Source organism: Streptomyces brevispora (assembly GCF_007829885.1).
In the GTDB taxonomy this organism is placed as follows: Bacteria; Actinomycetota; Actinomycetes; order Streptomycetales; family Streptomycetaceae; genus Streptomyces; species Streptomyces brevispora.
This window is the reverse complement of sequence record NZ_VIWW01000001.1, coordinates 411,062-433,377: the sequence shown is the minus strand read 5'-3', so window position 1 is coordinate 433,377 and position 22,316 is coordinate 411,062. Positions and strand designations below refer to the sequence as shown.

General features: G+C 71.8%; 21 protein-coding genes. 16 read left to right on the top strand and 5 right to left on the bottom strand.

Going from position 1 to position 22,316, the window contains the following annotated elements; genetic code table 11:
* Nucleotides 1-104 precede the first annotated feature (104 nt).
* The 3 genes from FHX80_RS02035 (at nt 105) to FHX80_RS02025 (ending at nt 4,516) form a co-directional block, all read left to right on the top strand.
* Nucleotides 105-1,169 carry a quaternary amine ABC transporter ATP-binding protein gene (locus tag FHX80_RS02035; RefSeq protein ID WP_145762525.1) on the top strand — a complete coding sequence of 355 codons (1,065 nt, stop codon included), beginning with the start codon at nt 105-107 and terminating at the stop codon, nt 1,167-1,169.
* Complete coding sequence (locus tag FHX80_RS02030; RefSeq protein ID WP_145762524.1) at nt 1,162-3,798, top strand: ABC transporter permease/substrate binding protein; 2,637 nt, start codon at nt 1,162-1,164, stop codon at nt 3,796-3,798. Before FHX80_RS02035 ends, FHX80_RS02030 begins: the two co-directional genes overlap by 8 nt.
* A 169-nt stretch (nt 3,799-3,967) precedes the next feature.
* The gene (locus FHX80_RS02025; protein WP_145762523.1) at nt 3,968-4,516 is read left to right on the top strand and encodes a helix-turn-helix transcriptional regulator; all 549 of its coding nucleotides are present in this window, start codon (nt 3,968-3,970) and stop codon (nt 4,514-4,516) included.
* A 90-nt stretch (nt 4,517-4,606) separates the two neighbouring features.
* On the opposite strand, the gene FHX80_RS02020 is transcribed toward FHX80_RS02025, so the two are convergent.
* The gene (locus tag FHX80_RS02020; protein WP_145762522.1) at nt 4,607-5,755 is read right to left on the bottom strand and encodes a TDT family transporter; all 1,149 of its coding nucleotides are present in this window, start codon (nt 5,753-5,755) and stop codon (nt 4,607-4,609) included.
* Nucleotides 5,756-5,825: 70 nt separating this feature from the next.
* Here FHX80_RS02020 and FHX80_RS02015 point away from each other — a divergent pair, with 70 nt between their 5' ends.
* A complete protein-coding gene (locus FHX80_RS02015; RefSeq protein WP_145762521.1) occupies nt 5,826-6,758 on the top strand; it encodes a LysR family transcriptional regulator in 933 nt (310 codons plus the stop codon).
* A 73-nt stretch (nt 6,759-6,831) separates the two neighbouring features.
* Nucleotides 6,832-7,788 (top strand): phosphotransferase, encoded by a 957-nt coding sequence (locus FHX80_RS02010; protein ID WP_145762520.1) that lies wholly within the window; start codon nt 6,832-6,834, stop codon nt 7,786-7,788.
* Here FHX80_RS02010 and FHX80_RS02005 read toward each other — a convergent pair.
* Complete coding sequence (locus tag FHX80_RS02005; protein ID WP_145762519.1) at nt 7,756-8,475, bottom strand: gamma-glutamyl-gamma-aminobutyrate hydrolase family protein; 720 nt, start codon at nt 8,473-8,475, stop codon at nt 7,756-7,758. The two genes, FHX80_RS02010 and FHX80_RS02005, sit on opposite strands and share 33 nt — an antisense overlap.
* Before the next feature lie 151 nt (nt 8,476-8,626).
* Here FHX80_RS02005 and FHX80_RS02000 point away from each other — a divergent pair, with 151 nt between their 5' ends.
* Genes FHX80_RS02000 through FHX80_RS01985 form a run of 4 tightly spaced genes read left to right on the top strand, consistent with a single transcriptional unit; the run spans nt 8,627 to nt 13,139 of the window.
* Complete coding sequence (locus FHX80_RS02000) at nt 8,627-9,994, top strand: glutamine synthetase family protein (protein ID WP_145762518.1); 1,368 nt, start codon at nt 8,627-8,629, stop codon at nt 9,992-9,994.
* A gap of 8 nt (nt 9,995-10,002) precedes the next feature.
* Entirely contained in the window at nt 10,003-11,367 is a 1,365-nt protein-coding gene (locus FHX80_RS01995; protein WP_145762517.1) for an aldehyde dehydrogenase family protein, read from the top strand.
* Between the two features lie 6 nt (nt 11,368-11,373).
* Entirely contained in the window at nt 11,374-12,162 is a 789-nt protein-coding gene (locus FHX80_RS01990; protein WP_145762516.1) for a 3-oxoacyl-ACP reductase, read from the top strand.
* Nucleotides 12,163-12,203: 41 nt separating this feature from the next.
* Entirely contained in the window at nt 12,204-13,139 is a 936-nt protein-coding gene (locus tag FHX80_RS01985) for a DUF2510 domain-containing protein (RefSeq protein ID WP_145762515.1), read from the top strand.
* An 18-nt stretch (nt 13,140-13,157) separates the two neighbouring features.
* On the opposite strand, the gene FHX80_RS01980 is transcribed toward FHX80_RS01985, so the two are convergent.
* Entirely contained in the window at nt 13,158-14,360 is a 1,203-nt protein-coding gene (locus FHX80_RS01980; RefSeq protein WP_145762514.1) for an amino acid deaminase/aldolase, read from the bottom strand.
* Between the two features lie 444 nt (nt 14,361-14,804).
* Between FHX80_RS01980 and FHX80_RS01975 the strand changes: the two genes are divergently transcribed.
* Complete coding sequence (locus FHX80_RS01975; protein WP_145767022.1) at nt 14,805-15,689, top strand: hypothetical protein; 885 nt, start codon at nt 14,805-14,807, stop codon at nt 15,687-15,689.
* 116 nt (nt 15,690-15,805) lie between these two features.
* Nucleotides 15,806-17,029 (top strand): type VII secretion-associated serine protease mycosin, encoded by a 1,224-nt coding sequence (mycP, locus tag FHX80_RS01970; protein ID WP_145762513.1) that lies wholly within the window; start codon nt 15,806-15,808, stop codon nt 17,027-17,029.
* Between the two features lie 116 nt (nt 17,030-17,145).
* Here the strand turns inward: mycP and FHX80_RS01965 are convergent, their stop codons facing one another.
* Nucleotides 17,146-18,057 carry a serine hydrolase gene (locus FHX80_RS01965; RefSeq protein ID WP_145762512.1) on the bottom strand — a complete coding sequence of 304 codons (912 nt, stop codon included), beginning with the start codon at nt 18,055-18,057 and terminating at the stop codon, nt 17,146-17,148.
* 85 nt (nt 18,058-18,142) lie between these two features.
* Between FHX80_RS01965 and FHX80_RS01960 the strand changes: the two genes are divergently transcribed.
* Nucleotides 18,143-18,871 carry an SseB family protein gene (locus FHX80_RS01960; RefSeq protein ID WP_145762511.1) on the top strand — a complete coding sequence of 243 codons (729 nt, stop codon included), beginning with the start codon at nt 18,143-18,145 and terminating at the stop codon, nt 18,869-18,871.
* 152 nt (nt 18,872-19,023) lie between these two features.
* Here the strand turns inward: FHX80_RS01960 and FHX80_RS01955 are convergent, their stop codons facing one another.
* Entirely contained in the window at nt 19,024-19,386 is a 363-nt protein-coding gene (locus FHX80_RS01955; protein ID WP_145762510.1) for a DUF1844 domain-containing protein, read from the bottom strand.
* A gap of 364 nt (nt 19,387-19,750) precedes the next feature.
* Here FHX80_RS01955 and infC point away from each other — a divergent pair, with 364 nt between their 5' ends.
* The 4 genes from infC to FHX80_RS01935 all read left to right on the top strand — a co-directional run bounded on the left by infC (nt 19,751) and on the right by FHX80_RS01935 (nt 22,252).
* A complete protein-coding gene (gene infC / locus FHX80_RS01950) occupies nt 19,751-20,461 on the top strand; it encodes a translation initiation factor IF-3 (protein WP_244318110.1) in 711 nt (236 codons plus the stop codon).
* A 121-nt stretch (nt 20,462-20,582) separates the two neighbouring features.
* Entirely contained in the window at nt 20,583-20,777 is a 195-nt protein-coding gene (rpmI, locus tag FHX80_RS01945; RefSeq protein WP_003970213.1) for a 50S ribosomal protein L35, read from the top strand.
* 107 nt (nt 20,778-20,884) lie between these two features.
* Nucleotides 20,885-21,268, top strand: coding sequence for a 50S ribosomal protein L20 (rplT, locus tag FHX80_RS01940; protein ID WP_145762508.1), 384 nt, complete (start codon nt 20,885-20,887; stop codon nt 21,266-21,268).
* 141 nt (nt 21,269-21,409) lie between these two features.
* Complete coding sequence (locus tag FHX80_RS01935; protein ID WP_145762507.1) at nt 21,410-22,252, top strand: TrmH family RNA methyltransferase; 843 nt, start codon at nt 21,410-21,412, stop codon at nt 22,250-22,252.
* Nucleotides 22,253-22,316: the final 64 nt, after the last annotated feature.

Sequence of the window (22,316 nt, the reverse complement as noted above, 5' to 3'; positions counted from 1 at the left end):
CGGAGGGGGTGGCAGACCGTTTCGGTTCAACGCGTGAGGTGTATGTGTCAAGGCTGCAAGCCGAACACTTGTACAAGGTCTTCGGCAGACGACCCGATCAAGCCGTGCGGAAACTCGAGAGCGGCTCCGACCGCGACGAGCTGCGCGCCGACGGAACGACCGCAGCGGTGATCGACGCATCGTTCACCGTGGAACCGGGCCAGATCTTCGTCGTGATGGGCCTGTCCGGGTCCGGCAAGTCCACGTTGCTTCGGATGCTCAACGGACTGCTGGAGCCCACCGCCGGGAAAGTGCTGTTCGACGGCCAGGACCTGACCGCCCTGACCCCCGCCGAACTCCGCCATGTGCGGTCCACCAAGATCAGCATGGTGTTCCAGCACTTCGCTCTCTTCCCTCACCGGAGCGTGCTGGAGAACGCCGGCTACGGCCTCGAGGTGCAGGGTGTGCCGCGCGACGAGCGCGACCGGCGCGCGGCGGAGGCCCTGGAGATGACCGGCCTGGCGGGCTGGGAGAACTCCTGGCCCGACGAGCTGTCCGGCGGCATGCAGCAGCGTGTCGGCCTGGCCCGCGCGCTGGCCACCGACGCCGACCTGCTCCTGATGGACGAGTCCTTCAGCGCACTCGACCCGCTGATCCGCCGCGACATGCAGGACCAGCTCCTCGAACTGCAGAAGCGGCTGAAGAAGACCATCGTCTTCATCACCCACGACCTCAACGAGGCCATGCGCCTCGGCGACCGCATCGCCGTGATGCGCGACGGGGAGATCGTCCAACTCGGCACCGCCGAGGACATCCTCGTCACCCCGGCCAATGACTACGTCGCCTCCTTCACCCAGGATGTGGACCGCTCCAGGGTGCTGACCGCCGGCGCGATCATGGCCGAGCCGCACACCGTCATGGGCACCAGGACCGACGACGGCGAGGAACTCCGTACCCCGCAGGACGTCCTGCGGGAGGCCCCGGCCACCGTCACCGAGGGAACCCCCATCATCGAGCTGTTCACGCCCTGCTCGCAGAGCGGTGTCGCGGTCGCCGTGACCGACGACAGGGGCAGGCTGGTGGGCGTCGTGCCCCGGGCCCGGCTGCTCGCCGTACTCGGCGAGCCGATGACTCCCGCTCAGGCTCCCCAGGACGCCGCGGCGACGCTGAAGAAGGTGGCCAGTGTTTAGGCTCCACCTCGGCGACTGGGTCGACTCCGCCGTCGACTGGCTCCAGGCGCATCTGACCTGGCTCTTCGACGCCATCAGCTCCATCGTCGGCGGCATGTTCGACGGCATAGCCGCCGTCCTGTCCGCCCCAGCGCCCCTGATCTTCGCGGGCATCGTCGCCGTCATCGCCTGGTGGCTGCGCGGCCTGCTCGCCGGTGTGCTCGCGTTCGTCGGCTTCGCCCTCATCGACTCGGTCGAGCTGTGGGGCGAAGCGATGGACACGCTCACCCTGGTACTCGTCGCCACCATCGTGACGCTGGTGCTGGCCGTGCCGCTCGGTATCTGGGCGTCCCGCTCCACGACCGTCAGCGCGGTGACCCGGCCGGTCCTCGACTTCATGCAGACCATGCCCGCCATGGTCTATCTGATCCCCGGCGTCATCTTCTTCGGCGTGGGCGTGGTCCCCGGCATCATCGCCACCATCATCTTCGCGCTGCCCCCGGGCGTCCGGATGACCGAACTCGGCATCCGCCAGGTCGACGGTGAACTCGTCGAGGCGGCAGAGGCCTTCGGCACCACCTCGCGCAACACCCTGCTGCGGGTGCAGCTGCCGCTCGCGCTGCCCACGATCATGGCGGGCATCAACCAGGTCATCATGCTGGGCCTGTCCATGGTGGTCATCGCCGGCATGGTCGGCGGCGGCGGCCTCGGCGGCTCCGTCTACCGCGCGATCGGCAACGTCGACGTCGGCCTCGGCTTCGAGGCGGGCGTCTCCATCGTCATCCTGGCGATGTACCTGGACCGGATGACCAGCGCCCTGGGCCGCGAGGTCTCCCCGCTGGCCCGCCGCGCGCTCGCCAAGGCGCAGGCGGTGGCCGGCGGACTGAAGGTGTGGAACCACCGCCCGCAGCCCGTCGTCGCCGTGGCCGGCATCGTTGTCCTCGCGCTCGTCGCAGGCGGCATGGGCCTGTTCGGCTCCTCGAAGTCGGACGACACCGCGGGCTCCGACCCGAAGAACATCGGCGCCGGCAAGAAGATCAGCATGGGCTACATCCCGTGGGACGAGGGCATCGCCTCCACGTTCCTCTGGAAGGAACTGCTGGAACAGCGCGGCTTCGAGGTCGACGTCAAGCAGTACGAGGCCGGCGCGCTGTACACCGGTATGGCCAACGGCCAGATCGACTTCGAGACCGACTCCTGGCTGCCGGTCACCCACGCCGCGTACTGGAAGAAGTACAAGGACCGCCTGGAGGACATGGGCTCCTGGTTCGGACCCACCTCCCTGGAGCTGGCCGTCCCCTCGTACGTGAAGGGCGTCGACTCGCTCGACGACCTCAAGGGCAAGGCGTCCGACTTCAAGGGCCGCATCGTCGGCATCGAGCCGAGCGCCGGTGAGACGGGCCTGCTCAAGGACAAGATCCTGCCGGGCTACGGCCTGGACAAGGAGTACAAGGTCGTCGACGGCTCCACGCCGTCGATGCTGGCCGAGCTGAAGCGCTCGTACGCCAAGAAGGAACCGATCGTCGTCCCGCTCTGGTCGCCGCACTGGGCGTACAACCAGTACGAGCTGACCAAGCTCAAGGACCCCAAGAACCTCTGGGGCAAGGGCGACGGCATCCACACGCTGGCCCGCAAGGGTTTCTCCGAAGAGAACCCCCAGGTCGGCAAGTGGCTGAAGAACTTCAAGATGACCGAGGACCAGCTCACCGGTCTTGAGGCGCAGATGCAGAAGAGCGGGTCCGGCAAGGAGCAGGAGGCCGTCCGGACCTGGCTCAAGGCCAACCCGGGCTTCGCCGACAAGGTGACCCCGGTTGCCAAGCCCGCCACCTCCAAGGGCGCCGACGGCAAGGACGAGCGCGAGCGCGCCGTCGAGATGGCCTGGTTCCCGTGGGAGGAGGACATCGCCGCCACGTACCTGTGGAAGGCCGTCCTGGAGGACCGCGGTTACAAGATCAACCTCAAGCAGTTCGAGGTCGGCCCGATGTACACCGCGATGTCCCGCGGCCAGATCGATGTGCAGTTCGACGGCTGGCTGCCGTACACCCAGAAGAACTACTGGGACAAGTACGGCTCGAAGCTGACGGACATCGGCTCGTGGTACGGCCCCACCTCGATCGAGGTCGCGGTGCCGAGCTACGTCAAGGACGTGAAGTCCCTGGCCGACCTCAAGGGCAAGGCGTCCGACTTCAAGGGCCGGATCGTCGGCATCGAGCCGGGCACGGCCACGATGGAGAACCTCAAGAAGAACGTGCTGCCGAAGTACGGCCTGGACAAGGAGTACAAGGTCGTCGACTCCTCGACGCCCGGCATGCTCGCCGAGCTGAAGCGCGCGTACGCCAAGAAGGAGCCCGTCGCGGTACTCCTGTGGACCCCGCACTGGGCCTACAGCGAGTTCGGGATGACGAAGCTCAAGGACCCCCGGAAGGCCTTCGGAGAGGGCGACCGGTTGCACACCATCGCTTCCAAGGACTTCCCGAAGAACTATCCGCAGCTCACCGAGTGGTTCAAGAACTTCAAGCTGAGCGAGGACCAGCTCGCCGGCCTGGAGAACGAGATCCAGAAGCTCGGCACGGGTCATGAGGAAGAAGCCGTGAAGGTCTGGATGGGGAAGAACCCGGGCATCGCGGACACCATGGCTCCGCAGCAGTAACCCCGTAGCGGCCCGGCAGGGGCCGTGACACAGGAAGGGGTGGGTACCGCCGGTGGCGGTACCCACCCCTTCCGGGCTGTCCGGACGTCTCATTACCGGCCGTCCTCGCGTAACGGAGTGCGTAAGGTGCTGGCAGCCGGAAGGATGGTGAGTCGGGAGGGAGCGGGACATGGACGACAAGGAAACACTTCGGGTGGGCGCGGCGGTCCGACGACAGCGCAGATCCCTGGGACTCACGCTGGCCGCGGTCGCGTCGCGCAGTGGCCTGTCCGTACCGTTCCTCAGCCAGATCGAGAACGAGCGGGCCAGACCCAGCGCCCGTTCCCTGGACCGGGTCGCGGACGCCCTGGAGACCACCCCCGCACGCCTGCGGGCCGCCGCCGACTCGGCGCGCGCGGTCGACGTGGTGCGCGGCGGGCAGGAGGTGGAAGGCGTGCGCCGGGTGGTACGCGGACGCCACCAGCTCAGCGCCCTCGAGTTCACCGGCGAGCTCGACCTGGGGCGCGAGTTCCAGCACCGCAACGACGAGGTGATGTACGTGGCGGAGGGCGCCGCCGAGGTGGAGGCCGAGGGCCAGGCGTACCGGCTGGAGCGCGGGGACACGCTGTTCCTCTCGGGCGGGGTGCGCCACCGCTGGCGGGCCACGGTCCCCGGCACCCGGCTGCTGTTCGTCGCGGTGGCCGAGCACATCGACGCGACGTTCGACCCGCGCCGCTGAGAGTCCGGCCCGGACCGTCATGGGACCCGGCGGCTGTTCCGTGCGCGCCGTCTCCCACTCACCCCGCCGCACTCGTCGACGGGCGGTTCCTCACGCGGTACGGGCCGTCACCGGTGCGTGTCCCTGCGGCGCCGCGAGCAGCGCTCCGCTGAGCAGCCCGCGCACCGTGCGGACGCCGGCCACCGCCCAGGCCGTCACCAGCAGGACGTAGAGCACGACGGCCAGCCAGGTGTACGCCGTCAGGCCGGTGTGCCGGGCCAGGCCCGCGGCGCCCGTGACGCACGTACCGACGGGGAAGGTGAAGCCCCACCACGTCATGCCGAACGTCATCCCGCCCTGTACCGCCCGCACCACCATGGCGCCCGCCAGGGCCAGCCACATCAGCGCGAACCCCATCACCGGCACCCCGTACAGCACGGCGAAGGCGCTGAGCGCGGAGGCGTACGGGGCCTGGATCGCACCCGGTGCCACATCGGCGAGGGCGTTGACCGCGGTCGTCGACTGGCCCAGCGGGCCGAGCACCAGGAACAGCGTGGGCGTCAGCACGAGCGGCAGCGGACCCTGATGGACGAGCCGGGAGAAGATCAGCGGCAGCATCACCAGTGTCGCCAGCAGACTCAGGCCGAACATCGCGTAGCAGGCCAGCAGCAGCGCCTCCCGCCACTGGCCGGTTGGGAGCTCCGGTACCAGCAGCGGACCGAGGGCCGCGGAGACCATGGGGGCCACCACGGGCAGCAGCCACACCGGGGACGCGGTCCCGGGTGCCGGACGGTGGCGCACCATCATCAGATACGGGATCGCCACCGCGATGAACAGCCCGGTCAGGGTGCCCGCGGTGTACAGCACCACATCCAGTACGAGGGCCGCCTGATGGCCGATCACATCCTTGCCCACCACCATCCCGGAGCCGCCGACGGCCAGCAGCGCCATCGAGAGGCAGCCGTAGAACGGGGCGACACCCGGGTCGAGGAGATGGCTGCGGGCCTGGTCCCGGTGCGAGGCCCAGTGCCCGGCGCGAGCGGTGAGCACGGCGGCGAGCATGAGCGCGGCGAGCACCCACACCACTGCGCAGACCGCCCGCAGCCCGGGGACGTGCACCGGCAGGGCGACGCCCGCACTCGCGACGATCGAGGTGCCCATGACGGTCGCGTACCAGTTGGGGCCGACGTACCGCAGCGCGGGGCGCCGGGCGGTGCCGGAGTACGGGAACGCGGTGCTGGACCGCGGAAAGATGGCCATGCCATGATTCTCGGTTCCGGGGTCGTCCCCCACCAGGGAGTCCCTCCCTATGAGGTCATAAGGTGGACTTATGGCCAGCGACGTACCTGCACTTCTGTCTCACCGGGTTCCCGATCTGGGCGCACTGGAGCTGCTCATAGCCGTCGCCCGGCACGGCAGCCTCGGGCGGGCCGCGCGCGACGTCGGCATCTCCCAGCCCGCCGCCAGCAGCCGCATCCGGTCGATGGAGCGGCAGCTCGGTCTCGCCCTGCTCGACCGCTCGCCCCGCGGCTCCCGCCTCACGGACGCGGGCGCGCTCGTCACCGACTGGGCGCGCCGGGTCGTCGAGGCCGCCGAGGCGTTCGACGCGGGGGCCCAGGCGCTGCGCGACCGGCGCGACTCCCGGCTGCGGGTCGCCGCCTCGATGACCATCGCCGAGTACCTGCTCCCGGGCTGGCTGATCGCCCTGCGCGCCGAACGGCCGGACACCGCCGTCTCCCTGCTCGCCGGTAACTCGGCGGCGGTCGCCCGGCGGCTGCTGACCGGCGAGGCGGACCTGGGATTCGTCGAGGGCCTGTCGGTGCCCGAGGGCCTCGACGGCACCGTCATCGCCCACGACCGGCTGGTCGTCGTGGTCGCCCCCTCCCACGCCTGGGCCCGCCGCCGCACCCCGCTGACCCCGCAGGAACTCGCCGGGACCCCGCTGATCCTGCGCGAGCACGGCTCCGGCACCCGCCAGGTCCTGGACGCCGCCCTCGCCGTCCACGGCGGACTGGCCCAGCCGCTCCTGGAACTCTCCTCGACCACCGCGGTGAAGGGGGCGGCCGAGAGCGGCGCCGGACCGTGTGTGCTGAGCGAACTGGCTCTCGGCGAGGAACTGTCGTCCCGGCGCCTGGTCAAGATCCCGATCGCCGGGGTCCGGCTGCGCCGCCAGCTGCGCGCGGTCTGGCCGTCGGGCCACCGCCCCACGGGCCCGGCCCGCGACCTGCTCTCCCTGACGCAGTCCGGCCGGTCCGGCGACTGAGGGCCCGGGGCGGCCCCGCCCGCCGTCACAAAACGGCTCGCCCGCACGCCGGGCGAGCGGGAAGGATGCGCGGATGACCGTAACCGCACCACCCGCCTCCGGTGTCCGCCACGCGTGGGCCGACCTGCCTGCCACCGTGCGTGGCGCCGTCGAGTCCGTCCTCGGCTCACCCGTCGTCGAGGCCCGCAGCCAGAGCGGCGGCTTCTCACCCGGCGTCGCCGCACGGGTCCGGCTCGCGAACGGCGGCCGCGCCTTCGTCAAGGCGGTGAGCGCCGAGGTGAATCCCGGCGCCCCGGACCTGCACCGCGCCGAGGCCCGCCACACCGCCGCCCTCCCGCCGCGCGCCCCCGCGCCCCGGCTGCTCGGCTCGTACGACGACGGCACCCGCGTCGCACTCGTACTGGAGGACATCGACGGCCGTCAGCCCCGCATCCCCTGGGACCCGGCCGAACTGGACCGCGTCCTGAGGGCTGTCGGTGAACTCACCCGGCTCCTCACCCCGGCCCCGATCGACGCGCCCCCTGTCGCCGAGCGCAAGGCCGCGATGTTCACCGGCTGGCGGACCCTGCACGCGGCGGGGGACACCACGCGCCTCGATCCCTGGGCGGCACGCCGTCTCGCCGCGCTCGCGGAACTGGAGTCCGGCTGGGCGGAACCCGCCGTCGGGGACAGCCTCGTCCACAGCGATCTGCGTGCCGACAACATCCTGCTGACCGAGGACCGGGTCGTGTTCGTCGACTGGCCGCACGCGATGCGTGCCGCGCCCTGGTTCGACCTGCTGGCGATGCTGCCGTGCGTCGCGGCCCAGGGCGGTCCCGACCCGGAGACCGCCTTCACGGCCCACCCGCTCGGCCGCGGCGCCGACCCCGAGGGAGTCACCGCCGTACTCGCCGCCCTGACCGGCTACTTCGTGGCGCACTCACTGCGCCCCGCCCCGCCGGGTCTGCCCACGCTGCGGGCCTTCCAGGCGGCCCAGGGCGCGGCCGCCCTTGACTGGCTACGGGGCAGGCTCGATCACCGGCTCAGCTAGCCGCGCGGTTGCCACCAGCGCCCCCATGACCCGTACGTCGTCGCCCATCTCCGGATGCCACTGCACCCCGAGCACCCACCCGGGGCCCGGCAGCTCGACCGCCTCCACCGTGCCGTCCGCCGCGTGCGCGGAGGCCACCAGGCCCGCGCCGAGCCGGTCCACGGCCTGGTGGTGGTAGGCGGGCACAGTGCAGGCGGCGGGCACCACGGAGGCGTACCGCGTCCCCGGCACCGGCGCCACCGTGTGCGTGCCGATCACCCCTGTCACGCCGCCGGGGCCCGCGTGCCCGTCCAGGTGCTGCGTCAGCGTGCCGCCGAGGGCCACGTTCAGCAGCTGCATCCCCCGGCAGATCCCGAGCAACGGGGTGCCGGACTTCAGCGCCGCCTCGATCAGTGCCACCTCCCAGGCGTCGCGCTCCGGCGCCGGCGGCCCGGTCCGCGGGTCACGCACCGCCCCGTACCGCTCGGGCTCCACATCCGGCCCGCCCGCCACCACCACCGCGTCGAGCCGCGCCACCACCGACGCCGCCAGATCCGGGGAGTCCGGCGGAAGCAGCGCGGCGAGGCCGCCCGCCTCACGGACCAGCCGGCTGTAGCCGGCGGGCAGCAGTGTCGCGGGCAGGTCCCAGACGCCCCAGCGCGCCGAGGCCTCCAGGTAGGTACTGATCCCGATCAGCGGGCGGTTCATCGGATCTCCCTCTCGCACGGCACGCGGAACGCATCGGCACCGTATCCAAATCCCGTGCGCTGCCCATAGATTTGGATCAGCTGCCCAAAGATCCGGATCAGCTGCCCAACGGTCGGGATCAACTGTCGGCCCGCGAGGAGAGGACCCGTCCGTGTCCGACCGAACAGCCCCGCTCGCCGTCGAGGAACTCCGCCTCCTCGTCGACAGCGGTGAGATCGACACCGTGGTCCTGGCCTTCCCCGACATGCAGGGGCGGCTCCAGGGCAAACGCTTCGCCGCCGCCTTCTTCCTCGACGAGGTCGTGCCGCACGGCACCGAGGGCTGCAACTACCTCCTCGCCGTCGACACCGACATGAACACCGTCGACGGCTACGCCATGTCCTCCTGGGACCGCGGCTACGGTGACTTCGCCATGCACCCCGACCTCGCCACCCTGCGGCGAGTGCCGTGGAACGAGGGCACCGCGATGGTCACCGCCGACCTCGCGTGGAGCGACGGCTCACCTGTCCTCGCCGCGCCCCGCCAGATCCTGCGCCGCCAGCTCGAACGCCTCGCCGGGCACGGATACACGGCCCATGCCGGCACCGAACTCGAGTTCATCGTCTTCAAGGACACCTACGAACAGGCCTGGGACCGCGACTACCGCGGCCTCACCCCGGTCAATCAGTACAACGTCGACTACTCCGTCCTCGGCACCGGCCGCATCGAACCCCTGCTGCGCCGTATCCGAAACGCGATGGCGGGCGCGGGCCTCACCGTCGAGTCCGCCAAGGGCGAGTGCAACCCCGGCCAGCACGAGATCGTGTTCCGCTACGACGAGGCCCTGGTCACCTGTGACCAGCACGCCGTGTACAAGACGGGCGCCAAGGAGATCGCCGCACAGGAAGGTGTCGCGCTCACCTTCATGGCCAAGTTCAACGAGCGTGAGGGCAACTCCTGTCACATCCACCTCTCGCTCCGGTCCACCGACGACCCCGGGCGCAGCGTCATGGCGGACGGGGACGGCGCCATGTCCCCGGTGATGAGGCACTTCCTCGCCGGCCAGCTCGCCGCTCTGCGCGACTTCTCGCTCCTCTACGCGCCGAACATCAACTCCTACAAGCGCTTCCAGCCCGGTTCCTTCGCGCCGACCGCGGTCGCCTGGGGCGACGACAACCGCACCTGCGCACTCCGTGTCGTGGGGCATGGCCAGTCCCTGCGCTTCGAGAACCGCCTCCCCGGCGGTGACGTCAACCCGTACCTCGCCGTCGCCGGACTCGTCGCCGCCGGCCTGTACGGCATCGAGCACGGCCTCGAACTGCCCGAGCCCTGCGAGGGGAACGCGTACAGCGCCACGTACGACCACGTCCCCACCACCCTGCGCGAGGCCGCCGGGCTCTGGGAGCGCAGCGAGATCGCGGCGGCGGCCTTCGGCGACGAAGTCGTCGCGCACTACGCCAACATGGCGCGCGTCGAACTCGACGCCTTCGACGCGGCGGTGACCGACTGGGAAATCAAACGCGCCTTCGAGCGCCTGTGAGGACTTCCTTGACCCGTGAGCACCACGTACTGAACCCGGCGACGGAGGAGCTCCTCGCCACCGTGCCCGCCACCACCGCGGCCGAAGTGGACGCCGCCGTCACCCGGGGAGCGGCCGCCCAGCGGACCTGGGCGGCGCTCGCCCCCGCCGACCGGGCCCGGCTGCTGCGCCGGTTCGCCGTCGCCGTTGACGGCCGGACCGAGGAACTGGCCCGGCTGGAGGTCCGCGAGGCGGGCCACACCATCGGCAACGCCCGCTGGGAGGCGGGCAACGTCCGTGATCTGCTCGACTTCGCCGCCGGGGGAGTGGAGCGGCTGAGCGGCCGGCAGATCCCCGTCCCCGGCGGCATCGACATCACACTGCTCGAACCCCTCGGCGTCATCGGCGTGATCGCACCGTGGAACTTCCCCATGCCGATCGCCGCCTGGGGCCTCGCCCCCGCCCTCGCGGCGGGCAACGCCGTCATCCTCAAGCCCGCCGAAACCACCCCGCTGACCGCGCTCCGGCTCGCCGGACTGGCCCTGGAGGCCGGCCTGCCCGAACACCTCTTCCAGGTGCTGCCGGGCGCGGGCGACGAGGCGGGCGACGCCTTGGTCGAGCACCCGGACGTCGCCAAGATCGTCTTCACCGGCTCCACCCGGGTCGGCAAGCAGATCATGGCCAAGTGTGCCGAGCACATGAAGCGGATCACCCTCGAACTCGGCGGCAAGAGCCCCAACATCGTGTTCGCCGACGCCGACATCGAGGCCGCCGCGGCAGCCGCCCCCATGTCCTTCCTGGACAACGCGGGCCAGGACTGCTGCGCCCGTACCCGGATCCTCGTCCAGCGATCCGTGTACGACCGCTTCCTGGAACTGTTCGCCCCGGCCGTCGCCGCCGTCGTCGTGGGCGACCCGTCCGACGAGAAGACGCAGATGGGCCCGCTCATCTCGCGCACTCAGCTCGACCGGGTACGCGGTTACGTCCCCGAGGGCGCGGCCGCGATCCGGGGCACCGCGCCCCAGGGCCCCGGATTCTGGTTCCCGCCGACCGTCCTCACCGACACCCGGCCGGAGGCGCCCGTCGCCACCGAGGAGGTGTTCGGGCCGGTCGCGGTCGTGCTGCCCTTCGAGGACGAGGCGGACGCCGTCCGGCTCGCCAACGCGACGCGCTACGGCCTCGCGGGCTCCCTCTGGACCCGCGACGTGGGGCGCGCGCTGCGGGTCTCGCAGGCCGTCCGGGCGGGGAACCTCTCCGTCAACTCCCACTCCGCGGTCCGCTACTGGACCCCGTTCGGCGGGTTCAAACAGTCCGGCCTCGGCCGGGAACTCGGGCCCGACGCGCTCACCGCCTTCACCGAAACCAAGAACGTCTTCCTCAGTACGGAGGCCTGAACCGGTATGACCACGGACACCGAGAACATCTGCCGTCGCCTCGTCGGCCGCACCGCCGTCATCACCGGCGCCGGCAGCGGCATCGGCCTCGCCACCGCCCACCGGCTCGCCTCCGAGGGCGCGCACGTGGTCTGCGGCGACATCGACGAGACCGCGGGCAAGGCGGCCGCCGAAGCGGTCGGCGGCACCTTCGTACGCGTCGACGTGACCGATCCCGAACAGGTCGAGGCCCTGTTCAAGGCGGCCCACGACACCTACGGCTCCGTCGACATCGCCTTCAACAACGCGGGCATCTCGCCGCCCGACGACGACTCCATCCTCACCACGGGTCTGGAGGCCTGGAAACGCGTTCAGGACGTCAACCTCACCTCCGTCTACCTGTGTTGCAAGGCGGCCCTGCCCTATATGCGGCGCCAGCGGCGGGGCTCGATCATCAACACCGCCTCGTTCGTCGCCAGGATGGGCGCCGCGACCTCGCAGATCTCGTACACCGCGTCCAAGGGCGGGGTGCTCGCGATGTCCCGCGAACTGGGTGTCCAGTTCGCCCGCGAGGGGGTCCGGGTCAACGCGCTGTGCCCGGGGCCGGTCAACACCCCGCTTCTTCAGGAGCTGTTCGCCAAGGACCCGGAGCGGGCGGCCCGCCGGCTGGTGCACATTCCGCTCGGCCGGTTCGCCGAGGCGACCGAGATCGCGGCCGCCGTCGCCTTCCTCGCGAGCGACGACTCCTCCTTCGTCAACGCCACCGACTTCCTCGTCGACGGCGGTATCTCCGGCGCCTACGTCACCCCCGCGTAGACGGCGGGCGGGACTTCCTGGGCGCGCTTTAGAGTGGGGCGATGAGCAACGCGACACCGCCCGGCTGGTATCCGGACACGACCGCAGCAGGCAACGAGCGGTGGTGGGACGGTACGGCATGGACCGCCCACACCCGCCCGAACGCGGCAGTGGCGCAGCAGTTCGGCCCCGCGCGGTCCGCTCCCCCCGCCGGTCCCGGCCGGGGGAGCGGCGGCGGAAGCGGCAGGACCATCGCTCTGGTGGTGGCCGGTGCGCTGGTCGTCGGTGCCGCGGTGACCGGAGCCGTACTGCTCGGCAGGGACGACAGCGGAACGCGCCCGGAGGCCCGGCCGAGCAGTACCGCGACGGCGCCCGTGGACACCGGCACCGACGGGGCCCCCGGTGACAGCCCCTCACCCGACGGCGGCGACTCCAAGGTGCTCGTGGACCAGCTCAACGGCATCACCCTGCCGATCCCGAACGGCTGGATGAAGTCCGACCACGCGTGGGATTCGGTGCTCACGATGCGCACCGTCGACTCCTACGACTGTCCCGGCAGCACCACCGACTTCTGCTACCACGGCACGGTGACCACCCGGACCCCGAACGCCGCCGAAGCCACCTCCGCCGAGAGACTCGCCAAGGACGACATAGCCGCCGCCGCGAAGGCCGCGTACGAGCAGAACGGCGTCGGTACCCGCATCCACGGCGGCATCACGTCCCACAAGCAGATCGCCGCCGCCTCGGTGAGCGTGGACGGACGCACCGGATACCAGGTGCGCTGGCGGGTCGTCACCGGGAAGGGCCCGGGCGGCTATGTGCAGTCGCTCGTCTTCCCCTCGACCGTCGGCAGCGAGTCGCTCGTCGTGGTGCGCTACGCCTTCGACGCCGGACCCGGCGGGCCCCGGCTCACCCTCATGGACACCCTCACCCAAGGCATCAGGCCGATCGGCGACAGCGTGACGAGCGGCGGCGTCGGAAGCTCCGTCGCTCCCTGACGCCGGGGCGCCCAGAGGTCAGAGGAAGGTGCGGCCCTCGCCCCGGTACGTCGGTACGGTCGCCGTCACCCGGTCCCCCTCGATCAGCTGCAACTCGTCGAACCTCTCGCACAGTTCGCCGGCCTTCGCGTGCCGGAACCACACCTTGTCGCCGATCAGCAGATCGTCGGCCGGGGCGCCGAGCAACGGCGTCTGCACCTCTCCGGGTCCCTCCTGCGGGTCGTAGCGCAGCCCCTCCGGCAGGTACGGGACCGGCAGCCGGTCCGGACCGGCCGCACCGGACGCCGGGTAGCCGCCACCGAGCACCGTCACCACGCCCACCCCGGGCCGGCGCACCACCGGCTGGGCGAACAGGGCGGCCGGACGGGCCGTGAACGAGGTGTAGTTGTCGAACAGCCGCGGCACGTAGAGCCCCGAACCGGCCGCGATCTCCGTCACCGCGTGCTCCGCGGCGGTGTGCTGCACACTGCCGGTGCCGCCGCCGTTCACGAACTCCAGGTCCGGCGCCACGGCCCGTACCGCCCGCACCACCTCGGCCCGCCGGGCCGCCAGTTCCCTGCGGCCCGCGGCCTGCATCAGCCGGATCGCCCGGGAGCGCAGCGGCCGCCCCGCGACCGAGTCGCCGACCCCGGCGATGTGGCCCTCGTACGCCATCAGTCCCACCAGCCGGAAACCGGGCCTGCGGGCCACCGACCGTGCCAGATCGGCCAGTTGGGAGGGGGAGTGCAGCGGCGAACGCAGGGCCCCGATCCGCACCCGGCCGCCGAGCATCCGCAGCGAGGTGTCCAGCTCCAGACAGACCCGGATCTCCTCGGTGCCCCCGGCGCGCGCCGCGTCGATCAGCTCCAGCTGCGCGTGGTCGTCCACCATCACCGTCACGGCGCCGGCCAGCTTCGGGTCCGCGGCGAGTTCAGCGAAGGCCGACCGGTCGGCCGACGGATAGGCCAGCAGCACGTCCTCGAACCCGGCCCGCGCCAGCCACAGCGACTCCGCCAGCGTGAACGACATGATCCCGGCGAAACCGGGCCGTGCGAGCACCCGCTCCAGCAGGGCACGGCAGCGCACCGATTTGCTCGCCACCCGGATCGGCTTCCCGGCCGCACGGCGTACCAGGTCATCGGCGTTGGCGTCGAACGCCTCCAGATCGACGACGGCGATCGGGGCATCGAGATGGGCGGTGGCCCGGTTGTAGCGGGTCCGGTCAGCGGCACGGGCAGTCATGGCCGCAGCTTGCCAGACACCTCTACCGCTGGGTAGGGGGATGATCTGCGCAGATCGGTCCAGGGCCCGGCGGCCCGCTCCCATCAGAGGCACCCCAGCCCGTAGAGTGACGGTCACGCGGCGAGCAACGGGCCTGCGTGCGGCGGCGATCCGTGTGCGGTACGGAACGGACCAGGGGGGCGGATGAGTACCGAGGCGCAGCGCGCTCCTGTCCCGCCACGCCCCACCCAGCCGCCGGACGGCCAGGCATCCCCGCCTCCGGCCGCCGCCCCGCCCCGTTCCCCCGAGCCGCCGGTCGCGCCGACCGACGCGGAGGCCGCCGCCCGGCTCCGCCCCGTGCCACCGGCCCCGTCGCACCCGGCACCGACCCCCGCCGCCCCGGCCTTCCCGCCGCACCCGGGGACGCCGCCGCCCGCGGCCACCCGGCGTCGCCCGGTGGGCGCCGTGGACCTCGGCGCACCGCCCTCGTGGCCCGGCGGCCCCGCCGATCCGTACGCCCACCGGCCCCCGTACCTCCACCCCCCGGCCGAGACGCCGGCCGAGACCACCACCAGGCTCCGCCCCGTGCGGCCCCGTCACCCCTTCAGGACCGCGGCCGCCGCCGTGTGCGTGGTGCTCGGGCTCGGGCTGATCGGCGGGGCGGCCACCGGCAGCTGGCTCATCAGCGACTCCTCGGCCGACCCGGCGGCCCACAGCGCCTACACCGTGGGCCGTGCCGCGTGGCACAGCGTGCCCGTGGACACCCTCTTCCCGCGCACCATCAAGGGGGACGGCGCGGGACCCGGCGGCTCCGACCGGGTCTGGACCAGGCTCGCCGTCGCCCCGGACAGCGGCTGCACCACCGCCCTCGACCCGCTGCTCCTCAAGGCGCTCCGCCCGGCCGGCTGCGCACGCCTGCTGCGCGCCACCTACACGGACGCGACGTCCAGCAGCGTCACCACGGTCGGACTGCTCTTCACCGAGGGCGACACCGACGCCATGCGGGCCCTGAGCACCCGGTTCACCGATCAGCACCTCGACGGACGCGCCGACCTGATGCCCCGCGCGTATCCCGTCGAGAACACCCCGGCCGCCGGATTCGGCGACAGGCAGCGCGCCAGCTGGACCGTGCACGTCCTGGCCGAGGTGCCCGTCGTGGTGTTCGCGGTCTCCGGCTTCGCCGACGGGCGGACGGTCACCGCGCCGCAGCCCGCCGCCAAGGCCATGGCCGCGAACGCCACCACGGCCGCCGCCCAGGCCGGGCTCGGCCACGAGGCCAAGGGACTGGCCGACCGGGTCGAGCGCGGCCTGCGCAGGACCGTCACCGACCACACGGGGAAGCCGGAGTGACCGGAGTGACCGGGGTGACTGGTGGAGTGACCGGGGTGGCTAGAGCGGCTGGGGTGACGAGAGTGGCTGGAGCGGCTGAGGTGACTGGAGCGACTGGAGTGACCGGAGTACGCCGAATGGCCGGAGCGACCCGCCCCACGCGCCGAACCCGCCACGCCCGTCACCGCCGCACCATCGGCGCGGTCTGCGCCGCCACCGCGTTCGCACTGCTGCCCGCGTCACCGGCGCGGGCGGACACCATCCGGGCCCAGCAGTGGGGCCTGGACGCGCTCCACACCGATCGGGCCTGGCAGACCACCCGGGGCAAGGGCATCGTCGTCGCGGTCGTCGACACCGGGGTAGACGGCAGCCTGCCCGACCTGGCGGGCCAGGTACTGCGCGGCAAGGACATGATCGGCTTCGGCGCCGGACGCGGCGACCGGTCGTGGGCACGGCACGGCACCGCGATGGCCGGGATCATCGCCGGCCGGGGCCACGGGGACGGAGACGCAGACGGGGTGCTCGGCATCGCACCGGAGGCGAAGATCCTCCCGGTCCGGGTCATCCTGGAGGCGACCGACCCGTCCCGGGCCAAGGCCCGCAAGTCCCGGGGCACGGCCCTCGCCGACGGCATCCGCTGGGCCGCCGACCACGGCGCCGACGTCATCAACCTCTCCCTGGGCGACGACAGCGAGTCCGCGCATCCGGAGCCCGGTGAGGACGCCGCCGTCCAGTACGCGCTGAAGAAGGGCGCGGTCGTCGTCGCGTCGTCCGGCAACGGGGGCGAGAAGGGCGACCACATCTCCTACCCCGCCGCCTATCCCGGAGTGATCGCGGTCGCCGCCGTCGACCGTTACGGCACGCACGCCTCGTTCTCCACCCGCCGCTGGTACGCCGCCGTGAGCGCCCCCGGAGTCGACATCGTCGTTCCCGCCCCCGACCGGCAGTACTACGTGGAGTGGGGCACCTCGGCAGCCTCCGCGTTCGTCTCCGGCGCGGTCGCGCTGGTCCGTGCCGCGCACCCCGGTCTCGGGCCCGCGCAGATCAAGAAGCTCCTCACGGACACCGCGCGCAGCTCCCCGTCCGGCGGCCGGGACGACGCCCGGGGCCACGGCATCGTCGACCCGGCCGCGGCCATCAAGGCGGGCGGCGCGCTCAGCCCCGCAGGCCTGCGCTCGGACTCCGCCCCGGCCGGCTACCGCAAGCAGTACTTCGGACCCGGCCCCACCCCGCCCCGCAAGGACGACGGCCCCGCGGGCTGGCTCGCCCCGGCGGCGGGCGGCCTCGGCGCGGTACTGCTCGCCCTGGCAGTGGTGCTGTGGCGCGGCCGGAACGGCCGGCCGGTGTTCCCGCGCCGCTGACAGCCGTACGGGAAGGGCGTACGGAACAGCCGTACGGGACGGGCGTACGCGCCAGACGGGTGGACCCCATCGCCGGTCGTCGGAGGAGGTGCGCGCCCCGCCTCGGCCCGCAGCGCTCAGCCCGCGGCCCTCAGTACCCCGACCGCCGCCTTCGCCGCCGACTCGACGAGCGCGATCCCCGACTCCTTGGTCCGCTGGCCACCGGAGAGCACCGCCACCAGATACGTGTGCCCGCCGGCCGTCACCCGACCGATGCTGTTGATGTTCCACAGGCCGGTGGCGGTACGCGGCATCCAGCCGTTCTTGAGCGCCCAACTGCTGCCCGCTGCCGACACCCCCCACTGCTGGTCGGCCTGGACCCGCGCCATCAGACCCCGCAGATACGTACGGGACGCCTCGCTCAGCACCGCCCCGGCATCCGTGCCGAACACGGCCTTCAGCAGCGTCAGTTGATCGGCCGCAGTGGTCCGGGTCAGCCCCCAGGGCCGCGCGGCAGCCGTCGCGGTGAGGCCGAGCCGCTGATTGGCGGCGTCGAGGCCCGCCGCCCCGCCGACCGCCGCCAGCAGCGCGGTGGCGGAGTCGTTGTCGCTCTTCTCGATCATTGCCACCGCGTAGCCGTGCTCACCGGCGGTCAGCTCACGCTTCTCGTCCTGGGCCCGGAGCAGCAGCGCCGCCAGGATGTCGACCTTGACGATGCTCGCGGTGTCGTACGTCGCGTCCGCACCCCCGTACACAGCACCGGCCCCGCTGCCGCTGTCCAGCACGGCCACCGACATGGCGGCCCCGCCCGCAGCGGCCACCAGCGGCCCGACGGCCCCGGCCAGTTCCGCATCGAGATCCACCACCGGCTCCTCGCTCGTTCGCGCCGTGACCGGTGCGGTCGCGGCCGGAGACACGGACGATACGGAAGCCGTGGCGGCGGGCGCGTGATCCGGCGACCGTCCGGGCGGGTACGCGCCCACGGAGAGCAGGACCGCTGCCGTCACGGAGGCGGACAGGGCGGACCTGCGGATTCTGTGTCGAGGCATGCTCCGAACCTAGGAACCGCAGCTGAGAACTGGCTGAGTCCGACCTGTCGGCCGGATGGGAAAGCCCAGGCACTACGCTCGCCCTGTGGCGCAGAAGAACATTCCGGACCCCGGATACTCCGACGACGACGGCACTGCCGACCCCGCCCTGACCGCGGCCCTGGCCGCCTGGGCCGAGAACCGCAAGGCCGTCGGCCCGGTGCTCGAAGCGCTCCGGGGGGCCCGTCTGCTGGTTCCCGTGGTGGCCGTGCTCGGTGAGGTGGAGGAGGACGAGAACGGGCTGCGCCGGGAGAAGACGAGCGACATGGCCGTCCCCACCCTCCAGGCCGGCGACCGCCGGGCCCTGCCCGCCTTCACGTCCACCGCCTCGCTGGCCCGCTGGGACCCGCAGGCCCGCCCCGTCGCCGTACCCCTGCACCAGGCGCTGCAGGCCGCCGTGCACGAGAAGGCGGACACGGTGGTGCTCGACCTCGCGGGGCCGGTGGCCTTCGAGGTGACCGGCTCCACCCTGCTGGCCCTCGCCGAGGGCCGTACGAGCGCCGACCCGCTGGACGACCCCGCCGTCACCGCGGCGGTACGGGACGCCGTCGCCGCCGAACCCGCGGTGCTCCGTGCCCACCTCGGTCCGGGCCGCGCCGACGGCACCCTCGCCCTGGTGCTGACGGCGGACGCCGACCCCGCCGAGGCGGTTCGACGGGTCGCGCGATCCCTGGCGGCCAGTGACGTGCTGCGTGCCCGGCTGGTCCGCGGCCTGGACCTGGCACTGCTCCCGGCCGACGCGAACGCACCCGGTGACGCCCTGTTCGCCCGCTGACCACTCCATCGGCCCGACACCCCAGGACGGCACCGAGACCGACCCGTCGTGCCCGCCCGGAATGCCGTGAGCCCCCGCCCGGAAGGGCGGGGGCTCACGGTCGTAAGAGCGGTCGTAAGAGAGGAAGCCGTAGGGAGAGGAAGGGGTGCGGCTCAGCCGAAGACGGGGCCGGTGTACTTCTCACCCGGGCCCTGGCCCGGCTCGTCCGGTACGAGCGAGGCCTCGCGGAACGCCAGCTGCAGCGACTTCAGGCCGTCGCGCAGCGGAGCCGCGTGGAAGGAACTGATTTCGGTGGTGCTCGCGTCCAGCAGGCCTGCCAGCGCATGGACCAGCTTGCGGGCCTCGTCGAGGTCCTTGTGCTCGTCGCCGTCCTCGGTCAGCCCGAGCTTCACGGCAGCGGCGCTCATCAGGTTGACCGCGACCGTCACGATCACCTCGACCGCCGGCACCTCCGCGATGTCGCGGGCCATTTCGTCGAAGCCGGGGGAATCAGTGGTGGGGGTCGTGTCGCTCATGCCCCATACGATAGGCCCACGGCCCGGTGTCCCCTTCCCCGGAGTCGCACCCCTGACCTCAGGAGTCACGGCTCCACGCGCGAGGTTCGCACCAGCCCGGCGGAGCTGCTAACCTTGTGTAACGACCGGCTGGGCATCTATGTGCCCGGCCCACAAGTGGAGGCTCCGATCTCCCACCCGACTGTCCCTTGGACGGCGGGTCACCGGTCAGGTGGCGCCCATCGTTCCGTACGGACGATGGAGCCGCTCGATGCGCCCCGCGGTTGACCGCGGCGGTGTTCCGGTTTTCCAGGAGCCCCGCCTGTGTCCCGTCCGGGGCATTTTTCTTGCCTCCACGCGGTTGGTCTGTCGAAACAGACGTTACGTGGCTGTCCGCCAGGCGGCCGCGTGGTGCTACCGAGGAGGATCCATCAGCGCCGAGCCCCGCATCAACGACCGGATTCGCGTACCCGAGGTGCGACTTGTCGGTCCCAGCGGCGAGCAGGTCGGGATTGTCCCGCTTGCCAAGGCCCTGGAACTTGCACAGGAGTACGACCTCGACCTGGTCGAGGTGGCGGCTACCGCCCGTCCGCCCGTGTGCAAGCTCATGGACTACGGGAAGTTCAAGTACGAGTCGGCCATGAAGGCCCGTGAGGCGCGCAAGAACCAGGCGCACACGGTCATCAAGGAGATGAAGCTCCGGCCGAAGATCGACCCGCACGACTATGACACCAAGAAGGGTCACGTCGTCCGGTTCCTCAAGCAGGGCGACAAGGTCAAGATCACGATCATGTTCCGTGGTCGTGAGCAGTCCCGCCCCGAGCTGGGCTTCCGACTGCTCCAGCGTCTCGCTTCGGACGTGGAGGAACTCGGCTTCATCGAGTCCAACCCGAAGCAGGACGGCCGGAACATGATCATGGTTCTTGGCCCGCACAAGAAGAAGACCGAAGCCATGGCCGAGGCCCGCGAGGCCCAGGCCGCCCGCAAGGCGGAGCGTCAGGGGTACACCCCGGACGCCGAGGATGCGGACGAGGCTGCCGAGGCTCCGGCCGAAGCGTCCTCCGAGGCTTCGGCCGAGACACCCTCCGAGGCGTGACCTCCGGGGGCAGCCATCCAGGCGCCCCCGGGTCCCCCCGGAATCCCACCAAGATCTGACGCCCCTGCAGTCCGGTGCCCCGCACCGAGAGGGGCGCCACTGACGAGGAGAGAACGGCGCGATGCCGAAGAACAAGACGCACAGCGGTGCCAGCAAGCGCTTCAAGATCACCGGCTCCGGCAAGGTGCTCAGGGAGCGGGCCGGCAAGCGCCACCTGCTCGAGCACAAGTCGTCCAAGAAGACCCGCTCGCTGACCGGCACGGTCGTCGTGGCTCCGGCCGACGCCAAGAAGATCAAGAAGCTTCTCGGCAAGTGAGGCCGTCGTCCCCGGTGAACCCGGGGGCACGTCCTCGATCCGACCGGGACCAATTCGTTTCCGGGCCGTGTGAGTACGACCACGGCCCCGCTACAAGGAGTTAACAAGTGGCACGCGTCAAGCGGGCAGTCAACGCCCACAAGAAGCGCCGGGCAATTCTCGAGGCCGCCAAGGGTTACCGCGGTCAGCGCTCGCGCCTGTACCGCAAGGCCAAGGAGCAGGTCACCCACTCCCTGGTCTACAACTACAACGACCGCAAGAAGCGCAAGGGCGACTTCCGTCAGCTGTGGATCCAGCGCATCAACGCCGCTGCCCGCCAGAACGGAATGACGTACAACCGCCTCATCCAGGGTCTGAAGGCCGCCAACATCGAGGTGGACCGCAAGATCCTGGCCGAGCTCGCGGTCAACGACGCCAACGCGTTCGCGACCCTCGTCGAGGTTGCCCAGAAGGCCCTCCCGAGCGACGTCAACGCCCCGAAGGCCGCCTGATTCAGGGCCGCACTTCCTGGTTTTGAGCCGGACCCGCAGGCGCTCGCCGTCTGCGGGTCCGGTGCGTTGCACCACCCGCACCCTCCTCCGGTGCGCCGCACGACCCGGACCTTCGTAACGCAGAGAGGCTCGCCGCCGACCATGGGCACCCCCGAACTGATCTCCCCGCGATCGCCACGGGTCGCCGCCGCCCGGCGGCTGGCCCGGCGCAACTTCCGCGGCAAGGAGCGCAGGTTCATCGCCGAGGGGCCGCAGGCCGTGCGCGAGGCCGCGGGACACCGCGGCAGCGACGGCGGGGCGACCCTCGTCGAGCTGTTCGCCACCGTCGAGGCCGCCGAGCGCTACGAGTCCATCATCGAGGCCGCCCTCGCCGCGGGCGCCCGGGTGCACCTCGCCGACAGCGAGGTGCTCGCCGACGTGTCGCAGACCGTCACCCCGCAAGGGCTGATCGGCGTCTGCCGCTTCCTCGATTCGCCCTTCGAGTCGATCCTCGCCGCGCAGCCGAAACTGGTCGCCGTCCTGGCGAACGTCCGCGACCCCGGGAACGCCGGCACGGTGCTGCGTTGCGCCGATGCCGCGGGCGCCGACGCGGTCGTCCTCACCGACGCCTCCGTGGACCTCTACAACCCCAAGTCCGTGCGTGCGTCCGTCGGTTCGCTCTTCCACCTGCCGGTCGCCGTCGGCGTACCGGTCGAGCACGCCGTGCAGGGACTGCGGGACGCGGGTGTGCGGATCCTCGCCGCCGACGGCGCGGGCGAGGACGACCTCGACGACGAACTCGACGCCGGCACCATGGGCGGCCCGACCGCCTGGGTCTTCGGCAACGAGGCCTGGGGCCTGCCGGAGGAGACCCGGGCCCTGGCCGACGCCGTCGTACGGGTGCCGATCCACGGCAAGGCGGAGAGCCTCAACCTCGCCACCGCCGCCGCTGTCTGCCTGTACGCCTCCGCGCGCGCCCAGCGCCCGCGCCGCGGCACCGGCTGACCCGCCCCGGACAGCCGCTCGCCGGCGGGGAGCACCGCAGGGTGTCGCTCCGTCACCGACGACT

Excerpts from the sequence above, each read along its gene's own strand:
- FHX80_RS01990 (WP_145762516.1), top strand. The coding sequence starts at position 11,374 with ATGACCACGGACACCGAGAACATCTGCCGTCGCCTCGTCGGCCGCACC.
- FHX80_RS01985 (WP_145762515.1), top strand. The coding sequence starts at position 12,204 with ATGAGCAACGCGACACCGCCCGGCTGGTATCCGGACACGACCGCAGCA.
- FHX80_RS01935 (WP_145762507.1), top strand. The coding sequence starts at position 21,410 with ATGGGCACCCCCGAACTGATCTCCCCGCGATCGCCACGGGTCGCCGCC.
- FHX80_RS01965 (WP_145762512.1), bottom strand. The coding sequence starts at position 18,057 with ATGCCTCGACACAGAATCCGCAGGTCCGCCCTGTCCGCCTCCGTGACG.
- FHX80_RS02010 (WP_145762520.1), top strand. The coding sequence starts at position 6,832 with ATGACCGTAACCGCACCACCCGCCTCCGGTGTCCGCCACGCGTGGGCC.
- mycP (WP_145762513.1), top strand. The coding sequence starts at position 15,806 with ATGGCCGGAGCGACCCGCCCCACGCGCCGAACCCGCCACGCCCGTCAC.
- FHX80_RS02020 (WP_145762522.1), bottom strand. The coding sequence starts at position 5,755 with ATGGCCATCTTTCCGCGGTCCAGCACCGCGTTCCCGTACTCCGGCACC.
- FHX80_RS02015 (WP_145762521.1), top strand. The coding sequence starts at position 5,826 with ATGGCCAGCGACGTACCTGCACTTCTGTCTCACCGGGTTCCCGATCTG.
- FHX80_RS02005 (WP_145762519.1), bottom strand. The coding sequence starts at position 8,475 with ATGAACCGCCCGCTGATCGGGATCAGTACCTACCTGGAGGCCTCGGCG.
- FHX80_RS01980 (WP_145762514.1), bottom strand. The coding sequence starts at position 14,360 with ATGACTGCCCGTGCCGCTGACCGGACCCGCTACAACCGGGCCACCGCC.
- FHX80_RS01955 (WP_145762510.1), bottom strand. The coding sequence starts at position 19,386 with ATGAGCGACACGACCCCCACCACTGATTCCCCCGGCTTCGACGAAATG.
- FHX80_RS02025 (WP_145762523.1), top strand. The coding sequence starts at position 3,968 with ATGGACGACAAGGAAACACTTCGGGTGGGCGCGGCGGTCCGACGACAG.
- rpmI (WP_003970213.1), top strand. The coding sequence starts at position 20,583 with ATGCCGAAGAACAAGACGCACAGCGGTGCCAGCAAGCGCTTCAAGATC.